The 24,492-nt window shown below is 58.3% G+C and carries 23 protein-coding genes and 2 riboswitches; of the genes, 12 read left to right on the top strand and 11 right to left on the bottom strand.

Annotated features, from left to right (window positions below; all coding sequences use genetic code 11):
- Positions 1 to 7 precede the first annotated feature (7 nt).
- Positions 8 to 658, bottom strand: coding sequence for a TetR/AcrR family transcriptional regulator (locus NH344_RS08395; RefSeq protein ID WP_054645052.1), 651 nt, complete (start codon positions 656 to 658; stop codon positions 8 to 10).
- A gap of 98 nt (positions 659 to 756) precedes the next feature.
- On the opposite strand from NH344_RS08395, the gene NH344_RS08390 reads away from it, so the two are divergent.
- The 3 genes from NH344_RS08390 to NH344_RS08380 are packed head-to-tail and all read left to right on the top strand — an operon-like array spanning position 757 to position 4,638.
- Positions 757 to 1,914 carry an efflux RND transporter periplasmic adaptor subunit gene (locus NH344_RS08390; RefSeq protein WP_253027758.1) on the top strand — a complete coding sequence of 386 codons (1,158 nt, stop codon included), beginning with the start codon at positions 757 to 759 and terminating at the stop codon, positions 1,912 to 1,914.
- Positions 1,901 to 2,998, top strand: coding sequence for an efflux RND transporter permease subunit (locus NH344_RS08385; protein ID WP_253027757.1), 1,098 nt, complete (start codon positions 1,901 to 1,903; stop codon positions 2,996 to 2,998). The genes NH344_RS08390 and NH344_RS08385 overlap by 14 nt, the downstream gene beginning before the upstream one ends.
- The gene (locus tag NH344_RS08380; protein ID WP_253027756.1) at positions 2,962 to 4,638 is read left to right on the top strand and encodes an efflux RND transporter permease subunit; all 1,677 of its coding nucleotides are present in this window, start codon (positions 2,962 to 2,964) and stop codon (positions 4,636 to 4,638) included. Before NH344_RS08385 ends, NH344_RS08380 begins: the two co-directional genes overlap by 37 nt.
- Here the strand turns inward: NH344_RS08380 and madM are convergent.
- From madM to NH344_RS08360, 4 genes are all read right to left on the bottom strand, one after another.
- Positions 4,635 to 5,396 (bottom strand): malonate transporter subunit MadM, encoded by a 762-nt coding sequence (gene madM, locus NH344_RS08375; protein WP_039175076.1) that lies wholly within the window; start codon positions 5,394 to 5,396, stop codon positions 4,635 to 4,637. The genes NH344_RS08380 and madM overlap by 4 nt on opposite strands.
- A gap of 15 nt (positions 5,397 to 5,411) precedes the next feature.
- Complete coding sequence (gene madL / locus NH344_RS08370) at positions 5,412 to 5,846, bottom strand: malonate transporter subunit MadL (protein ID WP_039175078.1); 435 nt, start codon at positions 5,844 to 5,846, stop codon at positions 5,412 to 5,414.
- A gap of 163 nt (positions 5,847 to 6,009) precedes the next feature.
- Positions 6,010 to 7,554 carry a malonyl-CoA synthase gene (locus NH344_RS08365; RefSeq protein WP_253027755.1) on the bottom strand — a complete coding sequence of 515 codons (1,545 nt, stop codon included), beginning with the start codon at positions 7,552 to 7,554 and terminating at the stop codon, positions 6,010 to 6,012.
- A gap of 38 nt (positions 7,555 to 7,592) precedes the next feature.
- Positions 7,593 to 8,933, bottom strand: a complete 1,341-nt coding sequence (locus tag NH344_RS08360; RefSeq protein WP_253027775.1) for a malonyl-CoA decarboxylase — start codon at positions 8,931 to 8,933, stop codon at positions 7,593 to 7,595.
- Positions 8,934 to 9,059: 126 nt separating this feature from the next.
- On the opposite strand from NH344_RS08360, the gene NH344_RS08355 reads away from it, so the two are divergent.
- Complete coding sequence (locus tag NH344_RS08355; protein WP_253027754.1) at positions 9,060 to 9,722, top strand: GntR family transcriptional regulator; 663 nt, start codon at positions 9,060 to 9,062, stop codon at positions 9,720 to 9,722.
- A 48-nt stretch (positions 9,723 to 9,770) separates the two neighbouring features.
- Here the strand turns inward: NH344_RS08355 and NH344_RS08350 are convergent, their stop codons facing one another.
- Entirely contained in the window at positions 9,771 to 11,012 is a 1,242-nt protein-coding gene (locus tag NH344_RS08350; RefSeq protein ID WP_253027753.1) for a D-amino acid dehydrogenase, read from the bottom strand.
- A gap of 60 nt (positions 11,013 to 11,072) precedes the next feature.
- A riboswitch (glycine riboswitch) is annotated at positions 11,073 to 11,180 on the bottom strand.
- 8 nt (positions 11,181 to 11,188) lie between these two features.
- Positions 11,189 to 11,279: riboswitch (glycine riboswitch) on the bottom strand.
- 186 nt (positions 11,280 to 11,465) lie between these two features.
- Here NH344_RS08350 and NH344_RS08345 point away from each other — a divergent pair.
- Positions 11,466 to 11,759, top strand: coding sequence for a hypothetical protein (locus tag NH344_RS08345; protein WP_044630200.1), 294 nt, complete (start codon positions 11,466 to 11,468; stop codon positions 11,757 to 11,759).
- Here the strand turns inward: NH344_RS08345 and NH344_RS08340 are convergent.
- A complete protein-coding gene (locus NH344_RS08340) occupies positions 11,734 to 12,645 on the bottom strand; it encodes a DMT family transporter (protein WP_253027752.1) in 912 nt (303 codons plus the stop codon). The genes NH344_RS08345 and NH344_RS08340 overlap by 26 nt on opposite strands.
- A 105-nt stretch (positions 12,646 to 12,750) precedes the next feature.
- On the opposite strand from NH344_RS08340, the gene NH344_RS08335 reads away from it, so the two are divergent.
- Complete coding sequence (locus NH344_RS08335; protein ID WP_016915214.1) at positions 12,751 to 13,278, top strand: HPP family protein; 528 nt, start codon at positions 12,751 to 12,753, stop codon at positions 13,276 to 13,278.
- Here the strand turns inward: NH344_RS08335 and NH344_RS08330 are convergent.
- Positions 13,269 to 13,856: a gamma-glutamylcyclotransferase gene (locus NH344_RS08330; RefSeq protein WP_253027751.1), complete on the bottom strand. Its 588-nt coding sequence runs from the start codon at positions 13,854 to 13,856 to the stop codon at positions 13,269 to 13,271. The two genes, NH344_RS08335 and NH344_RS08330, sit on opposite strands and share 10 nt — an antisense overlap.
- Positions 13,857 to 13,931: 75 nt before the next feature.
- On the opposite strand from NH344_RS08330, the gene NH344_RS08325 reads away from it, so the two are divergent.
- From NH344_RS08325 to NH344_RS08315, 3 genes are all read left to right on the top strand, one after another.
- Positions 13,932 to 14,111 (top strand): hypothetical protein, encoded by a 180-nt coding sequence (locus tag NH344_RS08325; RefSeq protein WP_253027750.1) that lies wholly within the window; start codon positions 13,932 to 13,934, stop codon positions 14,109 to 14,111.
- A 26-nt stretch (positions 14,112 to 14,137) separates the two neighbouring features.
- Complete coding sequence (locus NH344_RS08320) at positions 14,138 to 14,992, top strand: CbiX/SirB N-terminal domain-containing protein (protein WP_228219406.1); 855 nt, start codon at positions 14,138 to 14,140, stop codon at positions 14,990 to 14,992.
- A gap of 125 nt (positions 14,993 to 15,117) precedes the next feature.
- The gene (locus NH344_RS08315; RefSeq protein WP_253027749.1) at positions 15,118 to 16,704 is read left to right on the top strand and encodes an ABC-F family ATPase; all 1,587 of its coding nucleotides are present in this window, start codon (positions 15,118 to 15,120) and stop codon (positions 16,702 to 16,704) included.
- 1 nt (position 16,705) lies between these two features.
- Here the strand turns inward: NH344_RS08315 and NH344_RS08310 are convergent, their stop codons facing one another.
- The 3 genes from NH344_RS08310 to NH344_RS08300 form a co-directional block, all read right to left on the bottom strand.
- Positions 16,706 to 17,302 (bottom strand): cell division protein ZipA C-terminal FtsZ-binding domain-containing protein, encoded by a 597-nt coding sequence (locus NH344_RS08310; RefSeq protein WP_253027748.1) that lies wholly within the window; start codon positions 17,300 to 17,302, stop codon positions 16,706 to 16,708.
- A gap of 35 nt (positions 17,303 to 17,337) precedes the next feature.
- Positions 17,338 to 17,514, bottom strand: a complete 177-nt coding sequence (locus tag NH344_RS08305; RefSeq protein WP_197746064.1) for a hypothetical protein — start codon at positions 17,512 to 17,514, stop codon at positions 17,338 to 17,340.
- A 166-nt stretch (positions 17,515 to 17,680) separates the two neighbouring features.
- Positions 17,681 to 18,799, bottom strand: coding sequence for an alkene reductase (locus tag NH344_RS08300; protein WP_044630182.1), 1,119 nt, complete (start codon positions 18,797 to 18,799; stop codon positions 17,681 to 17,683).
- A gap of 261 nt (positions 18,800 to 19,060) precedes the next feature.
- On the opposite strand from NH344_RS08300, the gene NH344_RS08295 reads away from it, so the two are divergent.
- The 3 genes from NH344_RS08295 to NH344_RS08285 all read left to right on the top strand — a co-directional run bounded on the left by NH344_RS08295 (position 19,061) and on the right by NH344_RS08285 (position 24,487).
- Positions 19,061 to 21,811, top strand: a complete 2,751-nt coding sequence (locus tag NH344_RS08295; RefSeq protein ID WP_253027747.1) for a DEAD/DEAH box helicase family protein — start codon at positions 19,061 to 19,063, stop codon at positions 21,809 to 21,811.
- A complete protein-coding gene (locus NH344_RS08290) occupies positions 21,808 to 23,427 on the top strand; it encodes a restriction endonuclease subunit S (protein WP_062375643.1) in 1,620 nt (539 codons plus the stop codon). The genes NH344_RS08295 and NH344_RS08290 overlap by 4 nt, the downstream gene beginning before the upstream one ends.
- A gap of 64 nt (positions 23,428 to 23,491) precedes the next feature.
- Entirely contained in the window at positions 23,492 to 24,487 is a 996-nt protein-coding gene (locus NH344_RS08285; RefSeq protein ID WP_062375646.1) for an ATP-binding protein, read from the top strand.
- Positions 24,488 to 24,492: the final 5 nt, after the last annotated feature.

The raw sequence follows: 24,492 nt of genomic DNA, 5'->3' as shown, positions 1-24,492 counted from the left end.
CTGAGCATCAGCGCCGCCCATACGCCATTAAAAACACGTCTACAGCGCTGGTGATCTGGCGCTTTAGCTCGTCATCCGTGGGCGGTGGGCGTACGCCCATACGAACTTCTTTGGTCAGCATTCCCTGCCACATGCTGCAGAGTTGATCGGCAGCTAGTGCGGGGGCGGGCAGGGTAAGGTGGCCTGCGCTGGCCAGTCCTTCCAGTTTTTCCCGCAGCCACTGGCTAATAGCCCAGGGGCCTGCCTCAAAAAAAGCCTGTAACAGCTTGGGGTGCTGCTCGCCCTGCTGACTCATCACCCGTTCGACCGCCAATACATGGGGCTCCAGTAAAAAGCGCACCATGCCGATGCCTACCTCAATGAGCGATTGGCGTACCGCGTCGTGGGTGTCAGGGAGCTGCTCTAACCCTTGCCGAATTGTCGCGGTTTCCCGCCGTATCACGCTGCCAAACAGCGCTTCCTTAGACGTAAAGTGCCCATACACCGTCACTTTGGAAACGCCCGCCTCTCGAGCAACGGCCTCCATGGTGACGGCTTCCAAACCATTGCGGAAAAACAGGCACGCTGCAGCGTCCATCATCGCATTACGTTTGGCCATATCTTTAGGGCGGCCCGCGCTGCGTTTTTGGTCAGATGACGGCGGTTGAGCGTCTGTCATGCAATTAACCTCTGCCCATGCATCAATAGTTATTGAACGGTGGCGTACACATATTATAGTGAACGTTATCGTTCAAGAATAAACCATTTGAGGCCAACATGGGCACGTTAAACACTTCCTGGGGGCATCGGCTGCGCGGCATGCTGGCGGCACTGCTGATGATAGGCGCTACCGTTGTGGTAATACTCCTGCTAACCAGCCAGCACAGTAGTGCCCAGCAGGCACGCCAGCAGGGGGTAGATAACGCTTTATTACAGGTGGCAACGATTCCGCTTGCCGAGGCAGATGCGTTGAGGCGGGAAGTGCGCTTAACCGGTCGGGTGGTGGCGCGCCAGTCGGTGTCGTTGGCTTTTGAGCCAGCGGGGCGGGTGGAAGCCGTACTGGCCGAGCGCGGAGATGCGGTTGAACAAGGGGAGGTGCTCGCCCGTCTGGATACCCGCCGCTTGGAGAGCCGTTTAGCCGAAGTGGCGGCGCGCAGCGAAGAAGCCAGTGCCAGCTTGGCCCTTGCCCAGCGCCAGGAAGAGCGCGAAGCGCAGCTCAATCAAAGCAACTTTGCTAGCCGCACGGCGCTGGACCAAGCCCGCACCGACCGCTTAACCCTGCAAGCGCGACTCGCTGCCCTAGCGGCCGAGCGCGATAGTCTCACGGCTGACTTAGAAGACAGCACCCTAAAAGCCCCCTTCGCTGGGCGGGTGGTAGAGCGCCATATTGATGTGGGCAGCTTGGTGAGCAGTGGCACGGCGGCTTTCGATATCGTGAATACCCGCCACTTAGAAGCACACCTTGGCTTGCCAGCCCGGCTAGCGGCGACGTTCACCATGGGGGAGTCTGTGACGCTGCACGTAAACGGCCAGCCTATTACGGGTGAGGTGCTTGCTCGCCTGCCCCAGGTGGATAGCGACAGCCGCACGCAAACACTGGTGGTGGCGCTGACAAGTAACAGCCGCGCGGTGCCTGGCGATCTGGCCGAGTTGAACTACTCAATTACCGAGCACGCTAGCGGTTACTGGGTACCACTATCTGCACTACGTGCCGCCGACCGCGGGTTGTGGAACGTACTGGTTGCCGAACCTCAGGAAAATGAGCGCTACCGTGTGGCACAGGCGAGCGTAGAGCTGCTGCATACCGAAGGCGATGACGCCTTTGTGCGTGGCACGTTGGCCCCCGGTATGCGATTAATTAGCAGCGGCACTCACCGCATCACGCCTGGGCAGCAGGTCACACTCAGCGAGGAAGTGGCCCATGCAGCGCATTGAGTGGTTGTTTAATCGCCGCCTGCTGGCGCTGTCGCTTGGCTTGCTCATTGTCGCGGGGCTATCGGCTATCCAAACCCTTCCCAGGGCGGAAGACCCACACCTTGTCGCGCGGATTGCCACCGTGCTGGCACCGTACCCAGGGGCGACTCCCGAACAAATCGAAGCCTTGGTCGCGCGTCCTATCGAACAGGAGCTACGCACCATTGCTGAGATTGATGTGCTGGAATCTACCTCGCGGCAAGGCATTGCCGTGCTCAGCCTGGAACTGAGCGACGCGGTGACCAATGTCACGCCGGTGTGGAGCCGCGTGCGCGATAAGCTCAGCGATGTAGCGCCCTCGCTACCGGAAGGCGTGCAAACGCCGGAGTTGTTGGATGACCGTGGCTATGCGTTCAGTATCGTGGCCGCTCTGCGCTGGACGTTGGATACCCCTCCCAATCCACAGCTGATGGAGCGCTATGCCGAACGCCTAGAAGATCAGTTACGGCAGGTAGCGGGCACCGAATATACCAACCGTTTTGGCGTCGCCGGGGAGCAGGTCGAGGTGATGGTAGACCCGCTGGAACTGAATGCGTTAGGACTCTCGGTTGGTCAGCTTGCCGGGGCCATTGAGGCGAGCGACGGCCGCCGCACGGCTGGCGAGGTGGTCACGCAAGGGCATCGGCTAACGGTGGGCTTGAGCGGCGAGTTTGATGCGCTTGACCGGCTGCGAGAGATCAACGTCACCACCCAGCAGGGCCAGAGCGTCAAGCTAGGAGAAATTGCCGAGCTGCGCCGTGGCGTTCAAGACCCACCCAGCGCGGTGGCGCTGCTAAACGGTGAGCGGGCCGTATTTGTAGGTGCCCGTATGGTGCCGGGACAGCGTATCGATGCGTGGGTTGAGCGTGCCCAGGCGCAACTGGCGGCGTTTGCCGATGAACTGCCGATAGGGCTGGCGGTAGAAGAAGTCTTTGAGCAGGCCAGCTATACCAACCAGCGTCTCAGTGATGTAGCGATTAGCCTACTGATGGGCCTGGTACTGGTGGGGAGTTCGTCGGGCCGCTTGCCATGGCGGTCATGGTGGCGCTGGTCAGCTCTTATCTGATTTCGCTGCTGCTGGTGCCTGCGCTTTCGCCCATGCTGCTGGCCAAGGTAGCCGCTAAACCGCCTGTCCCGCGAGATAATATAATGAAGCGGGCGTTTCGCGGCACGATTCGCAGTACACTGCGCCACCCCGTGGCGGCGATGGTGATCACCCTCTGTGTGCCGGTAGGTGGAATAGCGCTGATGCCAACGCTAGACGTGGCGTTCTTCCCTCTCGCCGACCGCGACCAGTTCCATATTGAAGTGCGCTTGCCCGCCGCCAGTAGTATCGCCAAGACAGAAGCGCTGGCCCACGAAGTAGAGAGCATGGTGCGCGAGCTGCCGGGTGTAGTGCGTGTCTCGTCGTTTATCGGCGAAAGTGCGCCGATGATGTATTACAACGTGTTAACTAATGAAGATAACAACCCCGCCTTCCTTCATCTGATCGTCGATACGGTATCGTTAGAGGCCACCAATCAACAGGTGCCGGGGCTGCAGCAATCTCTGGATAAGCGCTTTCCTCAAGCCCAAGGCGTTGTGCGCAAATACGAGCAAGGCTCGCCTTTTAAAGCGCCCATTGAGCTTCGCGTGTATGGCGATGATCTGGAGGTGCTCTCCTCCCTGGGCCTGGAGCTAGCGGGCCTGATGCACCAGCTTCCCCAGGTAACCCACGTACGCGCAGGGATGCAGCGTGATTTGCCTCGGCTAGTGCTTGATGTCGACCACACCGCATTGAGCGATGCAGGGCTGACGACGCAGAGCCTGGCGGAACAGGTAGGTGCTGCCCTCTCCGGCCAGCCTGCCGGTATGTTGTTGGAAGATACACAACAACTACCGGTACGTGTGCGTTATGCCGATGGGTGGCGTACTGATGCCGAGCAGCTAGCTGCACTGCGTTTGGTGAGTGACCAAGTGGCTGAAGGCTTACCGTTAGCGGCTGTTGCTGAAAGCTATCTTGCCCCTTCATGGAGTGTGATTACCCGACGAAATGCCGAGCGAGTGCAGCTGGTGCAAGGCTATTTAGTGGCGGATGCGCTACCGGCCGTATCCATGGCGCAGTTAGATGCCAAGCTTCAGGCAGCGCTTGAGAACGGTGAGCTGACGTTGCCTGCTGGATACCGTATTGAAACAGGGGGAGAGGCCGCCGAGCGTGACGAGGCGGTGGGCCAACTGCTGGCCTCGGTGGTCTTGCTGGTGATCGCCATGGTGGCCACCGTGGTGCTGGCGTTCAACTCCTTCCGCCGCGCCGCCATTGTCTTTATCGCTGGAGCACAGGCCATGGGCATGGGGATTGTGGCGCTGCTGCTGAGTGGCCATGCGTTTGGCTTCGTGATTATCGTCGGCATTATGGGGTTGGTGGGGGTGGCTATCAACGCGGCCATCATCCTGATGGCTGCCCTGGATGACGACCCGGCCGCTCGCCAGGGTGATCTGTCGGCCATGTTGGCGGTGATCAGTGGGCCGACCAGTCGGCACATCGTATCGACCACCATCACCACCTTTGCCGGGTTGATCCCGCTCATGTTGGCGGCTGGGGGGCTATGGCCCCCCTTCGCGCAAACCGTCGGGTTTGGGCTGCTGCTCGCCACCCTGGTGTCGTTCTTCTTCACGCCCGCGCTGTATCGCTTGTGGGTGGCGAGGAGGGCTGTTGCTCGCGGTTAGAAAATGGCTCGCACTGCCAGGTAGAGCACCGACGGTGCCAGCAGGGCACCCAGCCCGGTGTAGAAGGTCGCCGTCATGGCGCCGTAGGGCACCAGCCGCGGGTTGGTGGCGGCAAGGCCTGCCGCGACCCCGCTGGTGGTGCCCATCAGGCCACCGAAGATCATCGCCGAGCGGGGGTTGTCGAGCCCAATGTGCCGGGCCATGGCGGGCGTCATGATCATCACCAGGATGGACTTCACCAGACCGGCGGCAATCGACAGCGCAATGATGTCCGAGGACGCCCCGATCGAAGCCCCGGCAATGGGGCCGACGATATAGGTCACCGTGCCTGCGCCGATGGTGGTCAGGGACACCGGGTCCCGGTAACCGAAGGCGAAGGCCACGGCGACCCCGGCCACGAACGAGAGCACCACGCCAAGAAACAGCGCCACGACGCCGCTCATGCCCGCCGTGCGAATCTCCTGAAAGCGAACGCCATAGGCGGTGGCGATGATGGCCAGGTCGCGCAGCATGCCGCCGCCCATCAGGCCCAGCCCGGCGAACAGGCTGATGTCGGCCAGCCCCTTGCTGCCGCCCGTGGTGATCCCGCCCACATAGGCAAGCGCCAGGCCGACCATGATGGCAATGGCAGAGCCATGCACGCGGCCTTTGGTGAGTTTGTCGCTCAGCACGTAGGAGAGGTACATGGCGCCGCCCACCAGGGCAAAGGCCGCCACCAGATGCTGTCGTTCCAGTTGCGTAAACAGTGATTCGATCATCGTCAAAGCCTCGGGTTAGCGCGCTTGGCTGGGCGCTGGGCGGGAGTGAGGTTGGGCATCGGCAGCAGGGCTTGTGGCTTCGTCGCCGTCATCGACGGCTGGCTCGCGCCGCCCAAACAGGGGGATGACCAAAAAGCTGGCCATGACGGCCACGAAGCCCGCCAGAATGGCGATCATGCCGCCATCCAGCGCTGCCGCGACATCCTGACTGGCGGCCATGGCCACCACGATAGGAATGTACATACCGTTCCAGAACGTGATCCCGCTCTCGGTACTGGCCGGCATTTTCTTCTTGTCCATGAGATAGCCGCCCAGAAAGATCAGCAGCAACATGGCGATACCCACACCGCCAACATTGGATGTAACGCCGAGCATCATGCCCAGCACGTCACCGGCCCAAAGGCCCACCAGCATGCACCCTGCCAGCAGGGCAACACCGTAAATCACCATGGTCATTTTCCTCTATTGTCATTGTTGTTAGGTAGTGCGTGTTCGATGGGCCGCCGTGTCTGGTTTCCTCGGTCGCGGCGGCGCCATCTTTCCCGTCAGCGGGGAATTCGTGCGTGTTCTATTGCTAAGTTCTATGGCTAGGTTCCAGGACTAAGTTCAATGACTAAGACAGGGCCGCGTGGCTTGCGTGGCGCTCGAAGGTGTCGGCGTAACGCTCGCGCAGCTGGTTTTTCTGCACTTTGCCCATGACGTTCCTCGGCAGCGCTTCCACGAACACGATGTGCTTGGGTTGCTTGTACCTGGCCAGCTCGTTTGCCAAGGCGGCGCGAATCGGCTGTTCATCCACCTGATCAGGGGCCGCCGGGACCACCACGGCGACCACGCCCTCGCCCAGGTCGGCATGGGGGACACCAACCACCGCCGACTCCAGAACCCCGGGAAGGTCATCGATAATGGCTTCGATTTCCTTGGGATAAACGTTGTAACCGCCTGAAATGACCAGGTCCTTGTCGCGGCCAACAATGTTCAGGTAGCCGTGCTCATCGATTTTTCCCAGGTCACCGGTAATGAAGAAACCGTCTGAGCGAAACTCGGCGGCCGTCTTTTCGGGCATCCGCCAGTACCCCTTGAAGACGTTGGGGCCGCGCAGCTCCACCATGCCGGTCTCGCCATCGGCCAAGGGTTTGCCCGATTCACGGTCGGTAATACGCACTTCCACGCCGGGCAGCGGCATGCCCACGGTTCCTGGCCGACGCTGGCCGTCATAGGGGTTGGAGGTGTTCATGTTGCTTTCGGTCATGCCGTAGCGCTCGAGAATCGCATGGCCGGTGCGGGCTTCGAAGGCTTCATGGGTGTCGGCCAGCAAGGGTGCCGAACCGGAGATGAACAGCCGCATGTGGGCGGTGGCCTGCCGATCGAGTCGGGGTGATTGCAGCAGGCGGGTGTAGAACGTGGGCACACCCATCAACACCGTTGCCTTCGACATGCGCGTAATCAGATCTTCCACCTCCAGCTTGGGCAAGAAGGTCATGGAGGCGCCATTCACCAGCGTGATGTTACAGGCCACGAACAGGCCGTGGGTATGGAAGATGGGCAGGGCATGCAGCAAGTGATCGTGCTCGCTGTAGTGCCACGCTTCGGTCAGCGCCTGGCAGTTGGACGCCAGGTTGCGGTGGGTCAACATGGCGCCCTTGGAGCGCCCCGTGGTGCCGGAGGTGTAAAGGATGGCGGCCAGATCGTCCGGCCCGACTTGGCAGACGTCGCTGGTTTCCTCCACCTGTGCCAGGTCGTGCATCAAGCTACCGTCAGCCTGGGTGCCTAGGCTGACGATATGCGTGACGCCGCTGGCCTCGCCGTGCTGGGTGGCACTGTCGAGGTCGTCGGGACGGCAGACATAAATATGCGGCTCGGCATCGGACAGAAAGTAAGCGATCTCCTTGCCCGTATATGCCGTATTGAGCGGCAGGTACACCGCCCCCACTTGCAGGCTGGCCAGATAGAGCATCAGCATCTCGGGGCTTTTGTCGATCTGCACGGCTATGCGGTCGCCGGGCTGAAGACCCCAGGCGCGTAATCGGCTGGCCAGGCGGCGGCTGGTCGAGAGCACATCCCGGTAGCGATACTGGCGGCCATCGTCGGTATCCATCAATACCTTGTCAGGCTGGCGTTCGAAGTGTGGGTAGAACAGGCTGAAAAGATTATGGTTCATGGTGGGTCCTTGTTGTTGTAGTGAAGTCAGGGTCATGCCTAGGCCTCGACGGTCATGTAGTGCTGTGCCTGGCTTGCCAGGCGGCGAATGTCGCTGGTGCATACCACGCTCTGCTGTTGGCTGAAGGCTTCGTGGTTCTGCTCGATGCGATTGAGCTGGTAGAGGTAATTGACCATCACCCCATGGGCCTGCTGCCACCCTTTGGGGGACGTGTCGGCGGGCCAGTTGAGGCGGTGCAGGCTGGCGCCATTCCCCAGGTGGAAGCGGGCCACCGGGTTGAGCGGCTGGCCGCTCTTGTGTTTGACCTCGGTGAGGTAGTAAGCCACCAGGCGCAGCAGCGCTTTCTGGTGCGCGGAAGGCGTGTCGTGCTGGGTCAGCGTGCCTTCTTCCAACTGCTGTTCCAGCGCTTCGGGCAGCGTGACCGCCCTCGAGCGGCGCTGGGTGGCCAGCCACTCCGCAAAGCCGGGTACCGGGGAAAGGGTGACGAAGTTCTTCAACTGGGGCAGTTCACGGCTCAGCTCCTGCACGACCTGCTTGATCAGGAAGTTGCCGAAGGAGACGCCCTTGAGCCCCGCCTGACAGTTGCTGATGCTGTAAAACACGGCGGTATCGGCATCGGCCAGCGGCAGCTCTTCTTCGTTCTCCAGAATGGCCTGGACGTTGTCGGGAATTCCCTTGCACAGCGCGACTTCCACGAAAATCAGCGGCTCATCGCCCGTGGCAGGGTGGAAAAAGGCGTAGCAGCGGCGGTCTTCCGGGTCCAGGCGGCGGCGCAGCGCGGTCCAGTCGCTGATCTCATGCACCGCCTCGTAACGGATCAGTTTTTCCAGCACGGCCGCCGGGGTGTTCCAGTCGATGCTCTCCAGCACCAGAAAGCCGCGGTTGAACCACGAATTGAAAAGATGCGAAAAGTCGGCATCCAGGGCCGCAAAGGAGGGTGAGGCGCTGAGCCGTTTCAGCAGGTTGGCGCGCATCTTGACCAGCTCGTAGGTGCCTCCCGGGCAGAGGTTGAGGCGGCGCAGCAGGTCTTGCCGCCGGGGCTCGCAGGCGCTGAAAAGCCGCGCCAGGGCTTCGTTGTCCTGGCGCTCGCGGTACACTTGGTAGGCCGCGTGGATCTGTTCGGGGTCAGCCGAGTAGGCATTGGCCAGCAGCGAGAAAAACGCGTCCTGTTCCTGCTCGGTCAATTGGCTATAGTGGCTAAGGGCTGCTTGAGCGGTCAGTATTTGTGTGGCTTCGCCACCTGGCAGCATCAGCTTTTCACAAGCGTCGAACAGCCCCTTGAGGTGCACCTCGGGCGAGTAGGAGGTCACCGAGCGGTATTTGGTGCGGGTGCGTTCACTGATGTTCGTGAGCAAGCCCTGTAGAAACGTCATGTTCATCTGCATACATCTGGCTCCGCGCATGATTGTTATGAGATTGTGGTTGCAAGGATGTTTCGATGCGATGTGTTATATATAACAAATAGACTTTTAAAATATTTCAGTCAAGTAAAACAGAGGCGACTTATGGCTAAGGTGTCACAGGCACATCGACTGCGCGATCTACTGGAAGACGCCATCGTGGAAGGGCGCTTTCTACCCGGTGATCGCCTGGACCCTGATGCGCTCGCGCTGGAGTATCAATGTTCCAGAACGCCCATCCGGGAAGCCATTCAGCAGCTGGCCATGTCGGGCATGGTGCAGGTGGTCGCCAAGCGCGGCACTTTCGTCACCGAGCTGAGCATTTCAGAGCTGGTAGAGCGGTTTGAGGTGATGGCCCAGTTGGAGGGGCTGTGTGGCCGATTGGCGGCGCGGCGCATTACTGCCGACGAGCTGGCACTGCTGCAGGACGTTCACCTAGCCTGCCAGGCCAAGGTGGAGGCGGGCGACAGCAATGGTTACTACTACGAGAACAGCCTGTTTCACCAGCGCATCTACGAAGCCAGCCATAACCAGTTCCTGGCGCAGGAGGCCGCGCGGCTGCATGCGGCCCTGCAGCCTTATCGCAGAATGCAGCTACAGGTGCGCATGCGTCTGGAAAGCTCGTTTGCCGAGCACGACGCCATTGTGGCGGCGATAGCGGCAGGGGAGGCCCAGCAGGCGGAAACCCTACTGCGCGACCATGTGATGATTCAGGGGGAGCGCTTCAATGACCTGGTGGCGTCGGTGCAGCAGCTCAAAAGGGCGTAGCCTGCCAGGCGCCTGATCGGCGTTTGGCAGGGAGCGCAGGTGCCAGCCTTACCGCGAGGCCGCCAGCGGTGTGGCCACGGTAGTATCCACCGCATCCGCCAGCATCTCGGCGGTGATGGCCGAGAGTGTCCAGCCCAGGTGGCCGTGGCCCGTGTTGTAGAACACCGTCGGCAATTTGCCGGGGCCGACTTTGGGCAGCATATTCGGCATCATCGGGCGCAGGCCCGCCCAAGGCACCACTCGTTGAGTACTCACGCCGGGGAAGCACTGCTCTACCCAGCGCACCAGCGGCTGAATGCGGTCGTTACGAATATCGCGGTTCGCGCCGTTAAACTCAGCGGTACCGGCCACGCGGAAGCGGTCGTTGCCCAGGCGGCTGGTCACCAGTTTGGTTTCGTCATCCAGCAAGCTCACCGTCGGTGCGGCCTGCTGTGAGGCTTCGTCGTCCAGCTGCACGGTGATGGAGTAGCCTTTGACCGGGTAGATGTTAACGCGGTCGCCCAACTTGGCGGCGATGGCACGACTGCCAATACCAGCACACACCACCACGCTATCAAAGCTTTGGCGTACCTCTTCACCGTCGATTGAAGCGCTGACCCAGGCACTGTTTTCATCCGCACCGAGGTCGGTGACTTGATGGCCGTAGTTAAGATGCACACCCCGTTTGGCGGCTGCGTTCGCCAATCCATTGGTGTACTTATGGATATCCCCGGTGGCGTCGCTTTCGGTAAAGAAGCCACCGTAGTAGCTACCCGCCAGCGTGGGTTCGATGGCGCGCATTTCCTCCGGGGTCACGGCACGGCGCTCAAGCCCGCCTTGGTGCAGAAGCTGTGAGACCTTAGCGGCATGCTCGTAGCCCGCTTTATCGCGGTAGATATGCAGAATGCCTTTCTGTTTCAGGTCGAAATCGATCTGCTCGTCTCGCGCCCACTGAAACAGGTGCTCCCTGGCGGCAATGGCGAGGCGCGTTGTTTCGGTGGTGTTGTCGGCATAGCGGGGAATGGCGGCGATAAATTCCGCAAACCAGCTCAGCTTGTGCCAGGTAGGGCGAGGATTGACGAGCAGCGGGGCGTCGTTTTTCAGCATCCAGCGCAGGCCTTTGATGACCGTAGGCCAGTGGTTCCATACCTCAGCGTTTGAAGCGGAAAGCTGGCCACCGTTGGCAAACGAGGTTTCCATCGCGGCGTAGCGATGCTTTTCAAACACAGTGACGTCAAAGCCGCGTTTCACGAGGGCGTAGGCGCTGGTAATACCGGTAATACCACCGCCAATAATTGCAATGCGTTGCATGAGTCTCTCCACAGATTGTATGAGCGTCGGGCGATACCCCCAGCAAACGTGTTTGCTAGGCGTACCCCTTCCGTCATGGAACCTGAGAGATTCACGCCGATGATGTGGCGCTTGCTCCTTCGGTGGGCTGAGTGACGCAGTCATCAACCGCTCTTCGGAACGTATTGGTAAAAACGTTAGCCGTTGCGGTCCGTTGGCCTGAGAGTTTCCGGGGTCGTTGCTCCTTCGGCGCTGGTGTCGTGCACCAGTCTCTCCCGCAAATGCGTACTTAACGTTGTAACGCGGTAGTGCTAAAAAGGAAATAGGCGAAAAGTGGAAGCCGCTCAATCGCGTGGCTTTGCCAGTTTGCGTGTTTTCACACACAATGCCCGCTATCTTCAACGAGCTATCTTCAACGAGCTATCTTCAACTCGCTATTTTCGATCAATTATCTTCAAGCAATGGACAACGCGCATGCAGGCAAACGGATTTTTTGAGGGCATCGGCGAGGCGATAGGCGACGCCATCCGAGTCGTGGTGGAGTTTTTGGTGGGGCTCTTCACCAACTTCTTTGGTGCCTTTGATGACTTTATCGGCGGGCTGACGCGTTCGCTGGGGATTAACGACTCGTTTTTAAGCCTAGCGATACTGCTGATTGGCCTGCTGGTGCTATGGGGTGGGCTGCGTGCGTTTTTGCGTGGCTCCATTATTGGCGGCATTTTCCGCACGCTGATTGGGCTGTTTATCCTGTCGTGGCTGATGATGTAGCGCCCCGGCCTCCGACCCACGCCTGCGCGATGCCGCAGGCGATCACTAGCCCACAGCCGCTTAACTGCAGCGGCGAAAGCGCTTCGCCAAACAGGCTCCAGCCAAAAATCACCACCGCCACCGGTTCACAGTAAGCCAGCGTGCCGTATAGCGCGGTGGGCAGGCGATTAATCGCCATCACCGCGCACAGTAGCGCCAAAAAACCGGGCACCAGGCCTGCAGCCAACAACCACGGCACTTGCCATACGCTGGCGGTTAGCCCTGTTTGCTGCCATAGCGCAAACGGCAAGATCACCAGCGCCCCGACCGCCAACTGCCAGAAGGCGCAGGTGCGGTCATCCAGGTGGCGCGGCAAGCGGCGGTTCGTCAGGATAAAACCGCTGTAAGCTAGCATGGCCGCTAAGCCAAAACTCATGCCAATCACGTCCTGCTGATCGTCCAGGTTGAGTCGAAACTCCTGCATCATCGCGAACCCAAACAGCGCCAAGCCAATGAGCAAAACCTGCGCCGCTGCAAGCCGTTCGTTAAACAGCGCATGGGCCGCGATAGCCGCCACAATCGGCGCGAGATACACCATCAAAATGGCGTTGGCCATTTGGGTGTAGTTCATCGCCTGCACGTAAAACAGGATGAACGCCGCCAGCAAACTACCGCTAATCACCACCTGCCGCCCTGGCAGTGTGGTGAGTCCTGCATGGCGTTTTGTCAGCAGTAAATAGCCGAGCAAAAACAGCGCCCCTAACCCCAACCGGTAGAAGGTAATGCTCTCTGCATTCAGCCCGGTGATGCGCGAGATCACGCCGATGGTGGCCATGCCCACGGCAGCCACTACCGCTAGCAATAGGCTGGAGGGAGCAACGGTGAGCGAGGGAGTCGGTAGTGGCATGCTGGTCGTCCTTGAGCGAGTTTCATGAGCATATGACGCATTGTCATTTGCTTCTTTGGTGCATTTTGTCATCATCTGCGCTCTTTTAGTGCAAAGGCGAGTGCGATGAAAACGTATCTTGGCAAGATGCGCGGAGAACGAACGCCGCGCCCCCGGGTAGGCTGGCAGGATGCCTGCTGGTCGTGGCTGGGTGCCTTTACTGGCATGGCGCTGATTTGCTGGCTAAGCGCCGAGTGGCTCTCCCAGCAGCTGTTGATCGTGGGCTCGTTCGGAGCAACCTCGGTGCTGATTTACGCCGCCCCGGAAAGCCCTTTTGCCCAGCCCAGTCATGTGCTGTTTGGCAGCGTGCTCTCTGCCTGTGTGGGCGTGGGCTGCTATCAACTGCTGGGGGCCACGCCGCTGTCGATGGCGTTGGCGGTGTCGCTCTCCATTTTGGTCATGCAGCTTACCCATACCGTTCACCCGCCAGGGGCTGCCGCTGCGCTGATTGCCGTGGCAGGCGGTGCCAGCGTGCATCAGTTGGGCTGGTGGTATCCGCTGATCCCCATTGGCGCAGGCTGCATCGTCATGCTGGTGGTGGCGATTCTGGTCAATAACCTGGCGCGCCACCGCCGCTATCCGCGCTACTGGTAACGCTGTAGCTGCGCTTCTAGGGCAAAAATATGCGCATCTTCGGTGCCCAACTCGCGCAGCGCTTGGGCTAGGTTCAGCAAGTAAGCACTGTTGGGGCCGCTAGGGCCGTGGGCTTGGGCAATTTGCTGGGCGATGTCGGCCAGCGGGGCATCGCCTAAAAACGCCGGGTTGTCCTCGCTGGCCAGATAAATCAGCCCCTCGCTAGGCGCTTGGTCGGCGTCAGGGTTACCCGCCTCATCCAAAAACGTCAGCGTGACTTTTTCCCGCAGGTAGCCGTTCTTCTCCCGCACATCCAACGGTGCGAGCACCTCTGGGGTGATGCGGTAGGCCATGCCATGACATACCGCGCCTTCGGCACGAATCAGCGTCGCCACTCGCCCCGGTGCTTCCGGCGTGCCGCGGTGGTCGTGGGAACCCTGCCAGAAGCGCCGCGCCCAGCCGGTAATCGCTGCAGGTCGGCGCTCTAAATAGTCAAAATCGGCCTTCCAAATCAGCGAGCCGTAGCCAAAAAGCCAGATATCCTCATGGCCGTCGAAGAAGTTTCTTTGCTGGTTTAACGTCGTGGTATCAAGCAACATAAGCGATCTACATTTGTGACCAAAGTGGCTGCACGCGCATGGCGTTAACGGTGGTTCATCATCCGGGTTATACGATTGATTTACCAGCCAGACGTAGTGCTCTATGACGCGGGCGTGGATGTGCATCACGACGACCGTCTAGGCTACCTCTCACTGAGCAGCGACGGCCTCTACGCCCGCGACCGCTATGTGCTCGACCTGCGCCGCCACGCGGCCATTCCCGTGGCGGCGGCAGACGTACTGGCGGCTCATTAACGCTCCGATTGAAAAGGATGAACGCGATGCGCGCTATTTTTCTGGTCGATAACGGCTCTCTGCGGCCTCAGGCGACCCATAATTTGCGCCGCGTGGCGGCCGCGTTGAGCGAGACGCTAGGGGAGACCGTTCAGGCGGCCTCGCTGTTGCACTCCAATAAAATCCCCGCTGAAGAGGTCGATGGCATTCCGGCCATTACGTTAGGCCCCGCTGCCGAACGCAGCGCCGAGGCAGGCGCCACCGAGATTATCGTGCTGCCGTTTTTCTTCGGCCCCAGCAAAGCGCTAACGGGGTATTTGCCGGAGCGTATGGCTGCGTTGCAGGCACGCTTTCCTAACGTGTCGGTGCGGGTTGCTCAGCCGCTGGTGGATGAGCTGGGGAGTAACGACCTGCGCTTGGCACAGCTGTTGGCTGATAACGTGCGTGCGCAGCTGCCTGAACAAGGCGCTGCCAAGGTCGCGCTGGTGGACCACGGCAGCCCCATCCCCGACGTTACCGCCGTGCGTAACCGCTTGGCCGGGCAATTGAGCGTGCTGCTGGGCGACGACGTGCGCTGCGTGGCGGCGGCTTCCATGGAGCGACGTGACGGCGACGAGTACCGCTTTAACGAGCCGCTATTGGAGCACCTGCTGGATACTCCCGAATTCAGCAGCGGCCACGTGGTGCTGGCGATGCTGTTTCTCTCCCCAGGCCGTCATGCCGGTGAGGGTGGCGATATCGCCGAGATCTGCGCCGCCGCCGAACAGCGCCACAGCGGGTTGAAGGTAACGACCACCGCCCTGGTAGGCGAGCACCAGGGAAGTGTTGAAATTCTACATTCGCGCCTACGCCAAGCGCTTGACGGTGAACGTTTTCTGCTTGAAATGCCTGCTCAGCAGTAAAGTGCCCGGTTAAGGGAAGCGCGCAAGGGGAGATGTAACGTTGTCCAAAGGCGCGTAGAATCGCGAGCTTTTGCAAGCGTGCTCGTTTCTCAAACAGCGCTTCCTCGTTAACCAGGGCCTCTATCTTGATCGCAACCGCCAATATCACCATGCAGTTTGGGGCCAAGCCCCTGTTCGAAAATGTTTCCGTCAAATTTAATAACGGCAATCGCTACGGTTTGATTGGCGCGAATGGTTGCGGTAAGTCCACCTTCATGAAAATTCTCGGTGGCGAGCTGGAACCCTCGTCTGGCCAGGTGATGCTGGATAGCAGCACCCGGCTGGGTAAGCTGCGCCAGGACCAGTTTGCCTACGAAAACGAGCGGGTCATCGACACCGTTATCATGGGCAATGCCGAGCTATGGAAAGTGGCCGCCGAGCGTGAGCGCATCTACTCGCTGCCCGAAATGAGCGAAGAAGACGGCATGGCCGTAGCGGATTTAGAAGTGCGCTTTGCTGAGCTGGGTGGCTACACCGCCGAGTCCCGCGCGGGCGAGCTGCTGCTGGGCCTGGGCATTCCTATCGAACAGCACACCGGCCCCATGAGCGAAGTCGCCCCCGGCTGGAAGCTGCGCGTGCTGCTGGCCCAGGCGCTGTTCTCCGACCCGGACGTGCTGCTGCTGGACGAACCCACCAACCACCTGGATATCAACACCATCCGCTGGCTGGAAGAGATTCTAAAAGCGCGCAGCAGCACCATGGTGATTATTTCCCACGACCGTCACTTCCTGAACAGCGTGTGTACCCACATGGCGGATCTGGATTACGGCGAAATCACCCTGTTCCCCGGCAACTACGATGACTACATGACGGCCGCCACCGCTGCCCGTGAACGTCAGCATGCGGACAACGCCAAGAAGAAGGCGCAAATTGCCGAGCTGCAGCAGTTCGTCAGCCGCTTCTCGGCCAACGCCTCCAAAGCGAAGCAGGCCACCTCGCGGGCGCGCCAGATCGACAAGATCAAACTGGAAGACATCAAACCCTCTAGCCGGGTGAGCCCGTTTATCCGCTTTGATCAGAACAAGAAGATCCACCGTAACGCGGTGAACGTCGATGCGATTACCAAGGGCTACGACGGCGAACCGCTGTTCAAGCGTTTTTCCATGACCGTGGAAGCGGGCGAGCGGATTGCCATTATCGGCCCCAACGGCATTGGTAAAACCACGCTGCTGAAAACCCTGGGCGGGGATCTACGCCCAGACGCCGGTGAAGTGAAGTGGACTGATGCCGCTGAGCTGGGCATCTTCGCCCAGGACCACGCCGATGACTTCGCCAATGACGCCACGCTGTTTGAGTGGATGGGCCAGTGGACCAAAGGCGGCGAACAGGTGGTGCGCGGCGCGCTGGGCCGCATGCTGTTTTCCAGCGACGATATCGGCAAATCGGTGAAGGTGATTTCCGGCGGCGAGCAAGGGCGGATGCTGTTCGGTAAGTTAACGCTCACCAATCCCAACGTGCTGCTGATGGACGAGCCCACCAACCACCTGGACATGGAGTCCATCGAAGCGCTCAACCTGGCGCTGGAGAACTACCCCGGCACGCTGCTGTTCGTCAGCCACGACCGCGAGTTCGTCTCCAGCCTGGCCACGCGCATCATCGACATGCAGCCGGAGGGCATCGTCGACTTCAGCGGCAGCTACGACGACTACCTGCGCAGCCAGGGCGTGATCTGAGTCAGCCGATGATCTGCGCGTAAGTGGATTCGCTGGCCGGTTCTCGGTCAGCGTCCAGCATGTCGCCGCTGAAGGTCTCGTTCATCTCCTTGGCGAACTCTACATACACGTGCATCTGCTGATTGCGGCGTTTATGCAGCGGCGGCTTCACCAGCAGGCTCACTCCACGGATCGGCTCGTGGGTTTCGCCCCTCAGCAGGTCGGGCATTTCCCCCGGCGGAAAAGCATTGGCCACGGTGACGGGGTTGGAGGGCTGCTGGCCGTCGATCAGAAAGACTTTCTTGATGGCATCGTAATGGGCGCCTTTTTCCCTCAGCCACTCGGTCAGTCGGGCATCGGTCGAGGCATCCGGCTGATTGAAGATGACGAATAGCGAATGCTGTTTTACCTTGCCGGTTCGTTTGGTTGACGGCGGCGGCGGAGGCTCTTCAGCGGGCGGGGGCGTGGTGTCCTTGGCCACGGCGGGGTTGGGCTCTACGGCTTTTTCCCTGGCACGCCGCCGCTTGGGCATGACGACGTAGATGAAGATCAACGCGGCCACCACGCCCAGTAACAAGGAGGCGAAAGCCAGCAGTACGGGAAGAGAAGTCATATCCATGGAGTGAATCCCTGTTGTCCGTTAACGCCTAGGCGCTATTCAACCGCCAGATGGAAGCATTGAGCGCCATAGACGGCCAGGCTGGCACCGCGCAGAGGCGCATCTTCGGTCATGTAGACCCGCCAGCCGTCGGGGGCGAAAGCGTGCCCTGTCATGGCGGCGGCTCCCACCAGCAGTAGCGAGACGAGCAGCGCCAGCAAAGAGCCGAACATGAGCGACCTATCCAGCAGTAGGGATATCGCGTTAAAACGATAGAATCAACAGATTAACAGTGTTTCACGCGCTCAAGGCATAAAAAAGCACCACCTGAGTGATGCTTTTCATGCTTCAGGGTTCCCCCAAGTGGGGAAACCCTGAGCACGCGTTGGCCTGAAACGTTTAGCCGATACGGTCGTAACCGTTATTCAGGAAAGGATAATCGGTGTAGCCCTTCTCATCGCCGCCATAGAACGTTTCATGGTTCGGCTCGGTGAGCGGGGCGTTCACACGGAAGCGTTCCGGCAAATCGGGGTTGGCGATGTAGGGGCGGCCAAAGGCCACGGCATCGGCGGTGTTTTCCTTGATGCGCGCTTCGGCACGCTCGGCGTCGTAGTTGCCGCAGTAGATCAGGCTGCCGCTGAAGCGCTCGCGCATCTGCTCGCGGAAACCATCGGGAAAAGTGATATCGCCACCTGCCCAGTTGGGCTCGTTCAGGTGCAGGTAGGCCAGGCCGCGCTTGGAAAGCTCTTCGGCCATGTAGAACGCCATCGCTTCCGGTTCGTCGTCGGTCAAGCCGAACAGCTCGATGAACGGCGTCATACGGATGCCGACACGCTCAGCACCAAACACTTCCACGACCGCATCGACCACTTCCAGCGGGAATCGGGCACGGTTTTCCAGCGAACCGCCGTACTGGTCGGTGCGCTTATTGGTGCCGGTGGCCAGGAACTGGTTCAACAGGTAAGCGTTGGCAGCGTGGACTTCGACCATATCGAACCCGGCGCGCTTGGCACGGATGGCCGCTTGGCGGTAATCATCCACGATGCCAGGAATCTCGTTGGTTTCCAGCGCACGCGGCGTGCTGGTGGGGTGCTGACCAGCGGTGCCGTCTTCGAATTCAACAAAGCACTGAGCGCCTTCACCTTTCAGCGCGCTGGGAGCTACCGGCTGCTGGCCGTTCGGCTGCACCATCTCATGGGAAACGCGGCCCACATGCCACAGCTGCAGCGCAATACGGCCACCCTTGGCGTGAACCGCATTCACGACGCCTTTCCAGCCTGCTTCCTGCTCGTCGGTCCAAATGCCGGGCGTGTACACATAACCACGGGCAGTGGGAGAAATGTTGGTGGCTTCGCTAATGATCAGGCCCGCACCGGCACGCTGGCCGTAATAGGCTTCCTGCATTTTACCCGGCACGCTATCCGGCGTGCGCGAACGGGTCAGCGGCGCCATGATGACGCGGTTAGGAATGGTCAAACTACCTAGCGTGGTGGGGGTAAACAGCGTCTCGTACGCCATAGGGAAAAACTCCTTTGCAGCAGTGGGTATCATCGTGGCAAACAGAATAGACCAGTTTACTAGTGAGCGCCAACAACGATGCTATGCCCTAGTTAATGGGGACGGACGAGCAAAACAAAACCCCGCCGAGTAAATGAGGCGGGGTTGAGGAGGGGGCAAGGCGGTGGAGAGTGACTCTGGTGAGGTCTTTCATCGCAGAATTGCATTTGCCAGCACCGTTCTACATCATGAGGTTAACTTAAACATGATAGGGGCTAACGCGTGCGCTATGACGGCAACCAAACGCCCGAGCAAGCGGCTCGGGACAAGATAGATAAGCGCTTGCGGGCATGCGGTTGGCACGTTCAAGATAAGGATACACTCGATTTTAATGCGGGTTTGGGCATCGCCGTACGCGAGTATCAGACGTCGATTGGCCCAGCCGACTATGTACTGTTTGTTGATCGGCAAGCGGTTGGCATTATCGAAGCCAAGCCCGATAGCTGGGGTGCGTGGCTAACCTCGGTGGAAGAGCAGTCGGCAGGTTATGCCAATGCCAAGTTAAAATGGGTGACGCTCAATGAGTCACTTCCTTTTATCTACGAGTGCACGGGGCAGGTGACACGCTTTACCAGTACTCAAGACCCGGTACCTCGTTCACGAGAAGTGTTTAGCTTTCATCGGCCAGAAACGCTGAGCGTATGGTTACAAGCTCCACACTCTTTTCGCTCTGGCCTTGCCTCGCTTCCTTCGCTCAATCATGAAGGTTTGCGCGACTGTCAGATTACGGCCATTACCAACCTAGAAGCTTCACTCAAGGCAGACAAACCCCGTGCACTTGTACAGATGGCGACAGGGTCAGGCAAAACATTCACCGCCATCACTCAGGCGTACCGACTGCTAAAACATGCGGGAGCGCGCCGCATTCTATTTCTGGTTGATACCAAGAACCTGGGCGAACAGGCCGAGCAAGAATTTATGGCGTTCATCCCCAACGATGACAACCGCAAATTCACTGAGCTTTATAACGTTCAACGGCTCAACTCGCCTTCTATCGCAAGCGATAACCAGGTTGTAATCTCGACGATCCAGCGCATGTACGCCACACTCAAGGGTGAAGAATTAAGCGAAGGGGCGGAAGAAGAGCATCCCGCTGAACACACATGGCGACCCAAGGAGCCGGTGCCGGTTGTTTACAACCCTAAGCTGCCACCGGAATACTTCGATGTTGTCGTCATCGACGAATGCCACCGCTCTATCTACAACTTATGGCGTCAGGTGATTGAGTATTTTGATTCCTACCTGATTGGCCTCACCGCGACGCCGGATAACCGCACTTACGGCTTCTTTCAGAAAAATGTAGTTAGCGAATACACCCATGAAAATGCCGTTGCTGACAAGGTTAACGTGGGCAACGACGTCTATCTGATCGAGACGGAAATCACTCAGAAGGGTGAAACGCTCAAGCCGGAACAATTGATCGAAAAACGCCAACGCGATACCCGCGCTAAACGCTGGGAAACCCAGGACGACGAGCTAGCCTACGCAGCGACCCAGCTCGACCGTTCTGTCGTTAACCCTGATCAGATCCGCACCGTAATTCGTGCTTTCCACGATAAGTGGCCCGAGATATTCCCTGGCCGCAAGGAACTGCCTAAAACGCTGATCTTTGCCAAAACGGATAGCCATGCCGACGATATCATCCAAACCGTCCGCCAGGAGTTTAACGAAGGCAACGACTTCTGTCGCAAGATCACCAACGGCGCAAAGAATCCGAAATCTTCGCTCTCGGCCTTCCGTAATGACTACTACCCGCGCATCGCGGTGACCGTAGATATGATCGCCACCGGCACCGATGTGAAGCCACTTGAATGCTTGATGTTCATGCGCGACGTAAAATCGAAAAACTACTTCGAGCAGATGAAAGGGCGTGGCACCCGTGTGATGAAAGCCGATGATCTTCAAAAGGTGTCGCCTTCCGCTCAAGCCAAAACCCACTATGTGATTGTGGATGCGGTAGGTGTGACCAAATCACTTAAAACCGCCAGTCAGCCTTTAGATTCCAAGCCCTCTATCCCGTTTAAAGATCTCGCCATGGGGCTGATGATGGGCGACCGTTCCGAAGAGACGGTGAGTTCGCTAGCAGCTCGACTGGCACGGCTCGATCACAAGTTAAGCGCTGACGACCATCAGAAAATTACTGCGGAAGCAGGCACTTCGCTTGCCGCCATTGTGAGTGACTTATTCAATGCCATCGACCCCGACAAAGTAGAGGCTGATGCCAAAGCCGCTGGCCACCCAGAGCCTGATGATGCTGCCATGCAAACAGCTCGGGAAGTGCGCATCAAACAGGCGGCCAACATATTCACTGGCCCGCTGATTAACTTGATGGATACCGTCCGTCGCGATAACGAACAGACCATCGACCACGAAAATCTTGATACACTACTGCGCACCGAATGGGCTGGCAGTGTGGCGGAAAACGCACAACAGATTACCCGGGAGTTCGAGGCGTATCTTGATGAAAACCGCGACCAGATAGAGGCGCTGACCATCTATTTCAACACCCCCGCTCGCCGCTCAGAAGTCACCTACGCGATGATCAAGGACGTGCTGCAGAAGCTTACCAATGATCGCCCGCGACTGGCACCACTGACCGTGTGGCAGGCCTATGCACACTTGGATGAGTATAAAGGCAGCAACCCTGCCAGCGATCTTACCGCGCTCGTGGCACTCATTCGCCGAGTAACGGGGCTGGACGCGACGCTGACGCCACACACTGAGCGGGTGCGGCGCAACTTCCAGAACTGGGTGTTGAACCGCCATGCAGGTCACGGCGAAAAATTCACTGAAGAACAGATGGAGTGGCTACGTATGATCCGCGACCACCTCGCCACCTCATTTACCATCGAACGCGACGATCTCGATATGGCCCCGTTTGACAGCCGGGGTGGCCTGGGGCAAATGTACGCCCTCTTTGGCGATAATATGGACGATATGATGACTGAAATTAATAAGGCGCTCTCGGCATGAGAGGTTTACCAGCCACCTGGATTACCGCAGCAATCGCTGAGCTAGTAGTGCCACAAGATAATGGAAATCCATTCCAACAAGGTTGGAGTCCACAGTGCGAGAGCCGCCCTGCAGATGACAGCGAATGGGGTGTTGTCAAAACCACCGCTATTCAGCACGGGGAGTTTCGGGCCGATGAAAATAAGGCGCTACCCAAGAAGCTGGATCCGCGCCCTCAGATCGAGATAAAGCCCGGGGATATACTTATGACGTGCGCGGGGCCGCGTAATCGATGCGGCGTGGCCTGCCTTGTCGAAAACACTAGGCCTCGGCTCATGATGTCAGGGAAGATGTATCGTTTCCGACCTCACCCAGAGATTTTAGACGCAAGGTATCTGTCTTACTTCATTCGGCGGCACGATACTCAGCTCCGCATTGATGCGATGAAGACGGGAATTAATGATAGCGGCTTGAATTTGACACACTCGCGCTTCGGGCAACTCCCAGTCGTAGTCCCTCCAGTCCACGAGCAACAACGCATCGTAGAAAAAATCGAAACGCTTTTTGACGAGATCGACAAGGGCGTCGAGAGTCTGCAAGCAGCAAAAAACACCCTCGGCCTCTATCGTCAGTCATTGCTGAAATCCGCCTTTGAAGGCCGCCTCACCGCTGACTGGCGTGAAAAAAATGCCGACAAGCTGGAAGATACTGAAACGTTGCTTGCCCGCATTCAGGCTGAGCGTGAAACTCGTTATAAAGCTGCGTTGGACGACTGGCAAGAGGCTCTCGCCGACTGGCGCGCTGGTTGCGAATTCGGCAAGAAGCCTGCGAAGCCGAAGCGGTTACAGGAAATCGACACCAAGACTATTCAAATTGATGAAAAAGCTTGGGTGGTGATACCTTTAGGTAGTTTGATCGGAGGGGTTCAGCAGGGCTGGAGCCCAAAATGTGATGGCAATCAAGCGGTTGGGGAAGACGACTGGTCAGTTGTGAAGACCACCGCAGTTCAACATCTTAAATACAGTGACACTGAGCTTAAACGCCTTCCTGATCACTTCAAACCAAGGCCGGAAATTGAGATTCAAGTTGGCGATTTTCTGATGACCAGAAAAGGACCAAGGGTTCGTACGGGTGTCGTCTGCCTCGTCAGAAAAACACGGTATCGCATAATGCTATGCGATACCGTGTATAGGTTTCGCTGCGATGAAACAGTAATTGCTCCGCATTTGCTTGAATATGCGCTCAACTCCCCAGACACTTTGCGCGAGATCGACGCGCTGAAATCGGGGATTTCAGATAGTGGCATCTCTTTAAATCATGGAAAGATCAAGTCGGTGGGCATTTCTTTCCCGCTCAATCATGCCGAACAAGCCGAAATCATCTGCCTCCTGGACGAAAAGCTTGATGCGGCCGATGCTCTGGAAGCCGATATAGACGCAGCGCTCATCCGTTCTAGCGTTCTGCGCCAATCTATTCTGAAAAAAGCGTTTTCTGGCCAGTTAGTGCCACAAGACCCCAAGGATGAGCCGGCTAGCGAGTTGCTGGCACGTATTAAGGCGGAGAAAGCTGCAGACCAGGGTGCACGTAAGCCAAGCTCGAAGCGTAGACGTAACGCTGCCCAAAAGGCATCTGCATGATCGAAGTCGTCGAGAACCTAGTGCTTTCAAGGTACACTCATGCTGTATCAAGGAGGGCAATCTCATGGCCAGTGCAAATCAATTAAAAGCGTTACTTCAGTCGCATCTGGAGGGCAATGACTCGCGCTTTTATTCTGTGGCAATGCAGGTGGCAGCGCACGAAGCAAAGCTGGGCCATGGGAAACTGGCTGAAGAAATTCGCTCCCTTGTCGACCAGGCCAAATCTCGTCGACATATAGCCTCTGAAGGCAAAACCGTTCCCATCAGCAAGCCACGGGGAGAATTAGCTAACCTGCTCAGCGTGAGCTATCCCAAATCGCGCCTAGTCGATATGGTGTTAGATGAGGACTTGGAACAGCAGTTACATCGCATTATTCGCGAGCAGAAGCATGCGGCCGAAATCCTCTCGCATGGTTTGCAGCCAAGACGAAAAATACTGCTGGTTGGGCCGCCTGGAACCGGCAAAACGATGACTGCTTCGGTTCTGGCGGGTGAGCTTGGCCTTCCTCTTTTTCAAGTTAGGCTTGATGGCCTGATCACCAAGTTCATGGGTGAAACAGCAGCCAAGCTGAGACAAATCTTTGAATCGACCCATCAGACCCGAGGCGTGTATTTTTTTGATGAGTTTGATGCTATTGGTTCCCAGCGAGGCTTAGCAAATGATGTTGGTGAAGTTCGGCGGATATTGAATAGCTTTTTGCAAATGATCGAACAAGATGACTCGCACAGCCTCATCATTGGTGCCACTAACCATCCAGATATTTTAGATAACGCGCTGTTTCGTCGGTTTGATGATCTGCTGCATTACGAGCTTCCCGACGAAGTGCACATCGCCAGCATATTAAAATCGCGCTTACACCGTTTGGCGGTAAAAAATACTTCATGGAAGCGCTTGGCATCGAAAGCGCTGGGCCTTAGTTATGCCGAATTGGCCCGAGCGGCGGATGAAGTCTTGAAAACGGCCTTGATTGAACGTGCTGAAAAAATTCATGAAAAAGATATATCCCATGCGTTGGAAGAGCGTCGGCAACTTTCCAATCGGTTGAATAAAATAAGCTGAAGTTA

Source organism: Halomonas sp. Ps84H-12 (assembly GCF_024124725.1).
GTDB classification, from domain to species: domain Bacteria; phylum Pseudomonadota; class Gammaproteobacteria; order Pseudomonadales; family Halomonadaceae; genus Vreelandella; species Vreelandella aquamarina.
Note: the sequence above shows the minus strand (reverse complement) of the source record. Positions and strands in the feature narration are given on the sequence as shown.

Bases quoted from the DNA above. Each gene is read 5' to 3' on its own strand.
- NH344_RS08395 (WP_054645052.1), bottom strand. From the start codon at position 658: ATGACAGACGCTCAACCGCCGTCATCTGACCAAAAACGCAGCGCGGGC.
- NH344_RS08390 (WP_253027758.1), top strand. From the start codon at position 757: ATGGGCACGTTAAACACTTCCTGGGGGCATCGGCTGCGCGGCATGCTG.
- NH344_RS08385 (WP_253027757.1), top strand. From the start codon at position 1,901: ATGCAGCGCATTGAGTGGTTGTTTAATCGCCGCCTGCTGGCGCTGTCG.
- NH344_RS08380 (WP_253027756.1), top strand. From the start codon at position 2,962: ATGGCGGTCATGGTGGCGCTGGTCAGCTCTTATCTGATTTCGCTGCTG.
- madM (WP_039175076.1), bottom strand. From the start codon at position 5,396: ATGATCGAATCACTGTTTACGCAACTGGAACGACAGCATCTGGTGGCG.
- madL (WP_039175078.1), bottom strand. From the start codon at position 5,846: ATGGTGATTTACGGTGTTGCCCTGCTGGCAGGGTGCATGCTGGTGGGC.
- NH344_RS08365 (WP_253027755.1), bottom strand. From the start codon at position 7,554: ATGAACCATAATCTTTTCAGCCTGTTCTACCCACACTTCGAACGCCAG.
- NH344_RS08360 (WP_253027775.1), bottom strand. From the start codon at position 8,933: ATGAACATGACGTTTCTACAGGGCTTGCTCACGAACATCAGTGAACGC.
- NH344_RS08355 (WP_253027754.1), top strand. From the start codon at position 9,060: ATGGCTAAGGTGTCACAGGCACATCGACTGCGCGATCTACTGGAAGAC.
- NH344_RS08350 (WP_253027753.1), bottom strand. From the start codon at position 11,012: ATGCAACGCATTGCAATTATTGGCGGTGGTATTACCGGTATTACCAGC.
- NH344_RS08345 (WP_044630200.1), top strand. From the start codon at position 11,466: ATGCAGGCAAACGGATTTTTTGAGGGCATCGGCGAGGCGATAGGCGAC.
- NH344_RS08340 (WP_253027752.1), bottom strand. From the start codon at position 12,645: ATGCCACTACCGACTCCCTCGCTCACCGTTGCTCCCTCCAGCCTATTG.
- NH344_RS08335 (WP_016915214.1), top strand. From the start codon at position 12,751: ATGAAAACGTATCTTGGCAAGATGCGCGGAGAACGAACGCCGCGCCCC.
- NH344_RS08330 (WP_253027751.1), bottom strand. From the start codon at position 13,856: ATGTTGCTTGATACCACGACGTTAAACCAGCAAAGAAACTTCTTCGAC.
- NH344_RS08320 (WP_228219406.1), top strand. From the start codon at position 14,138: ATGCGCGCTATTTTTCTGGTCGATAACGGCTCTCTGCGGCCTCAGGCG.
- NH344_RS08310 (WP_253027748.1), bottom strand. From the start codon at position 17,302: ATGGATATGACTTCTCTTCCCGTACTGCTGGCTTTCGCCTCCTTGTTA.
- NH344_RS08305 (WP_197746064.1), bottom strand. From the start codon at position 17,514: ATGTTCGGCTCTTTGCTGGCGCTGCTCGTCTCGCTACTGCTGGTGGGA.
- NH344_RS08300 (WP_044630182.1), bottom strand. From the start codon at position 18,799: ATGGCGTACGAGACGCTGTTTACCCCCACCACGCTAGGTAGTTTGACC.
- NH344_RS08290 (WP_062375643.1), top strand. From the start codon at position 21,808: ATGAGAGGTTTACCAGCCACCTGGATTACCGCAGCAATCGCTGAGCTA.
- NH344_RS08285 (WP_062375646.1), top strand. From the start codon at position 23,492: ATGGCCAGTGCAAATCAATTAAAAGCGTTACTTCAGTCGCATCTGGAG.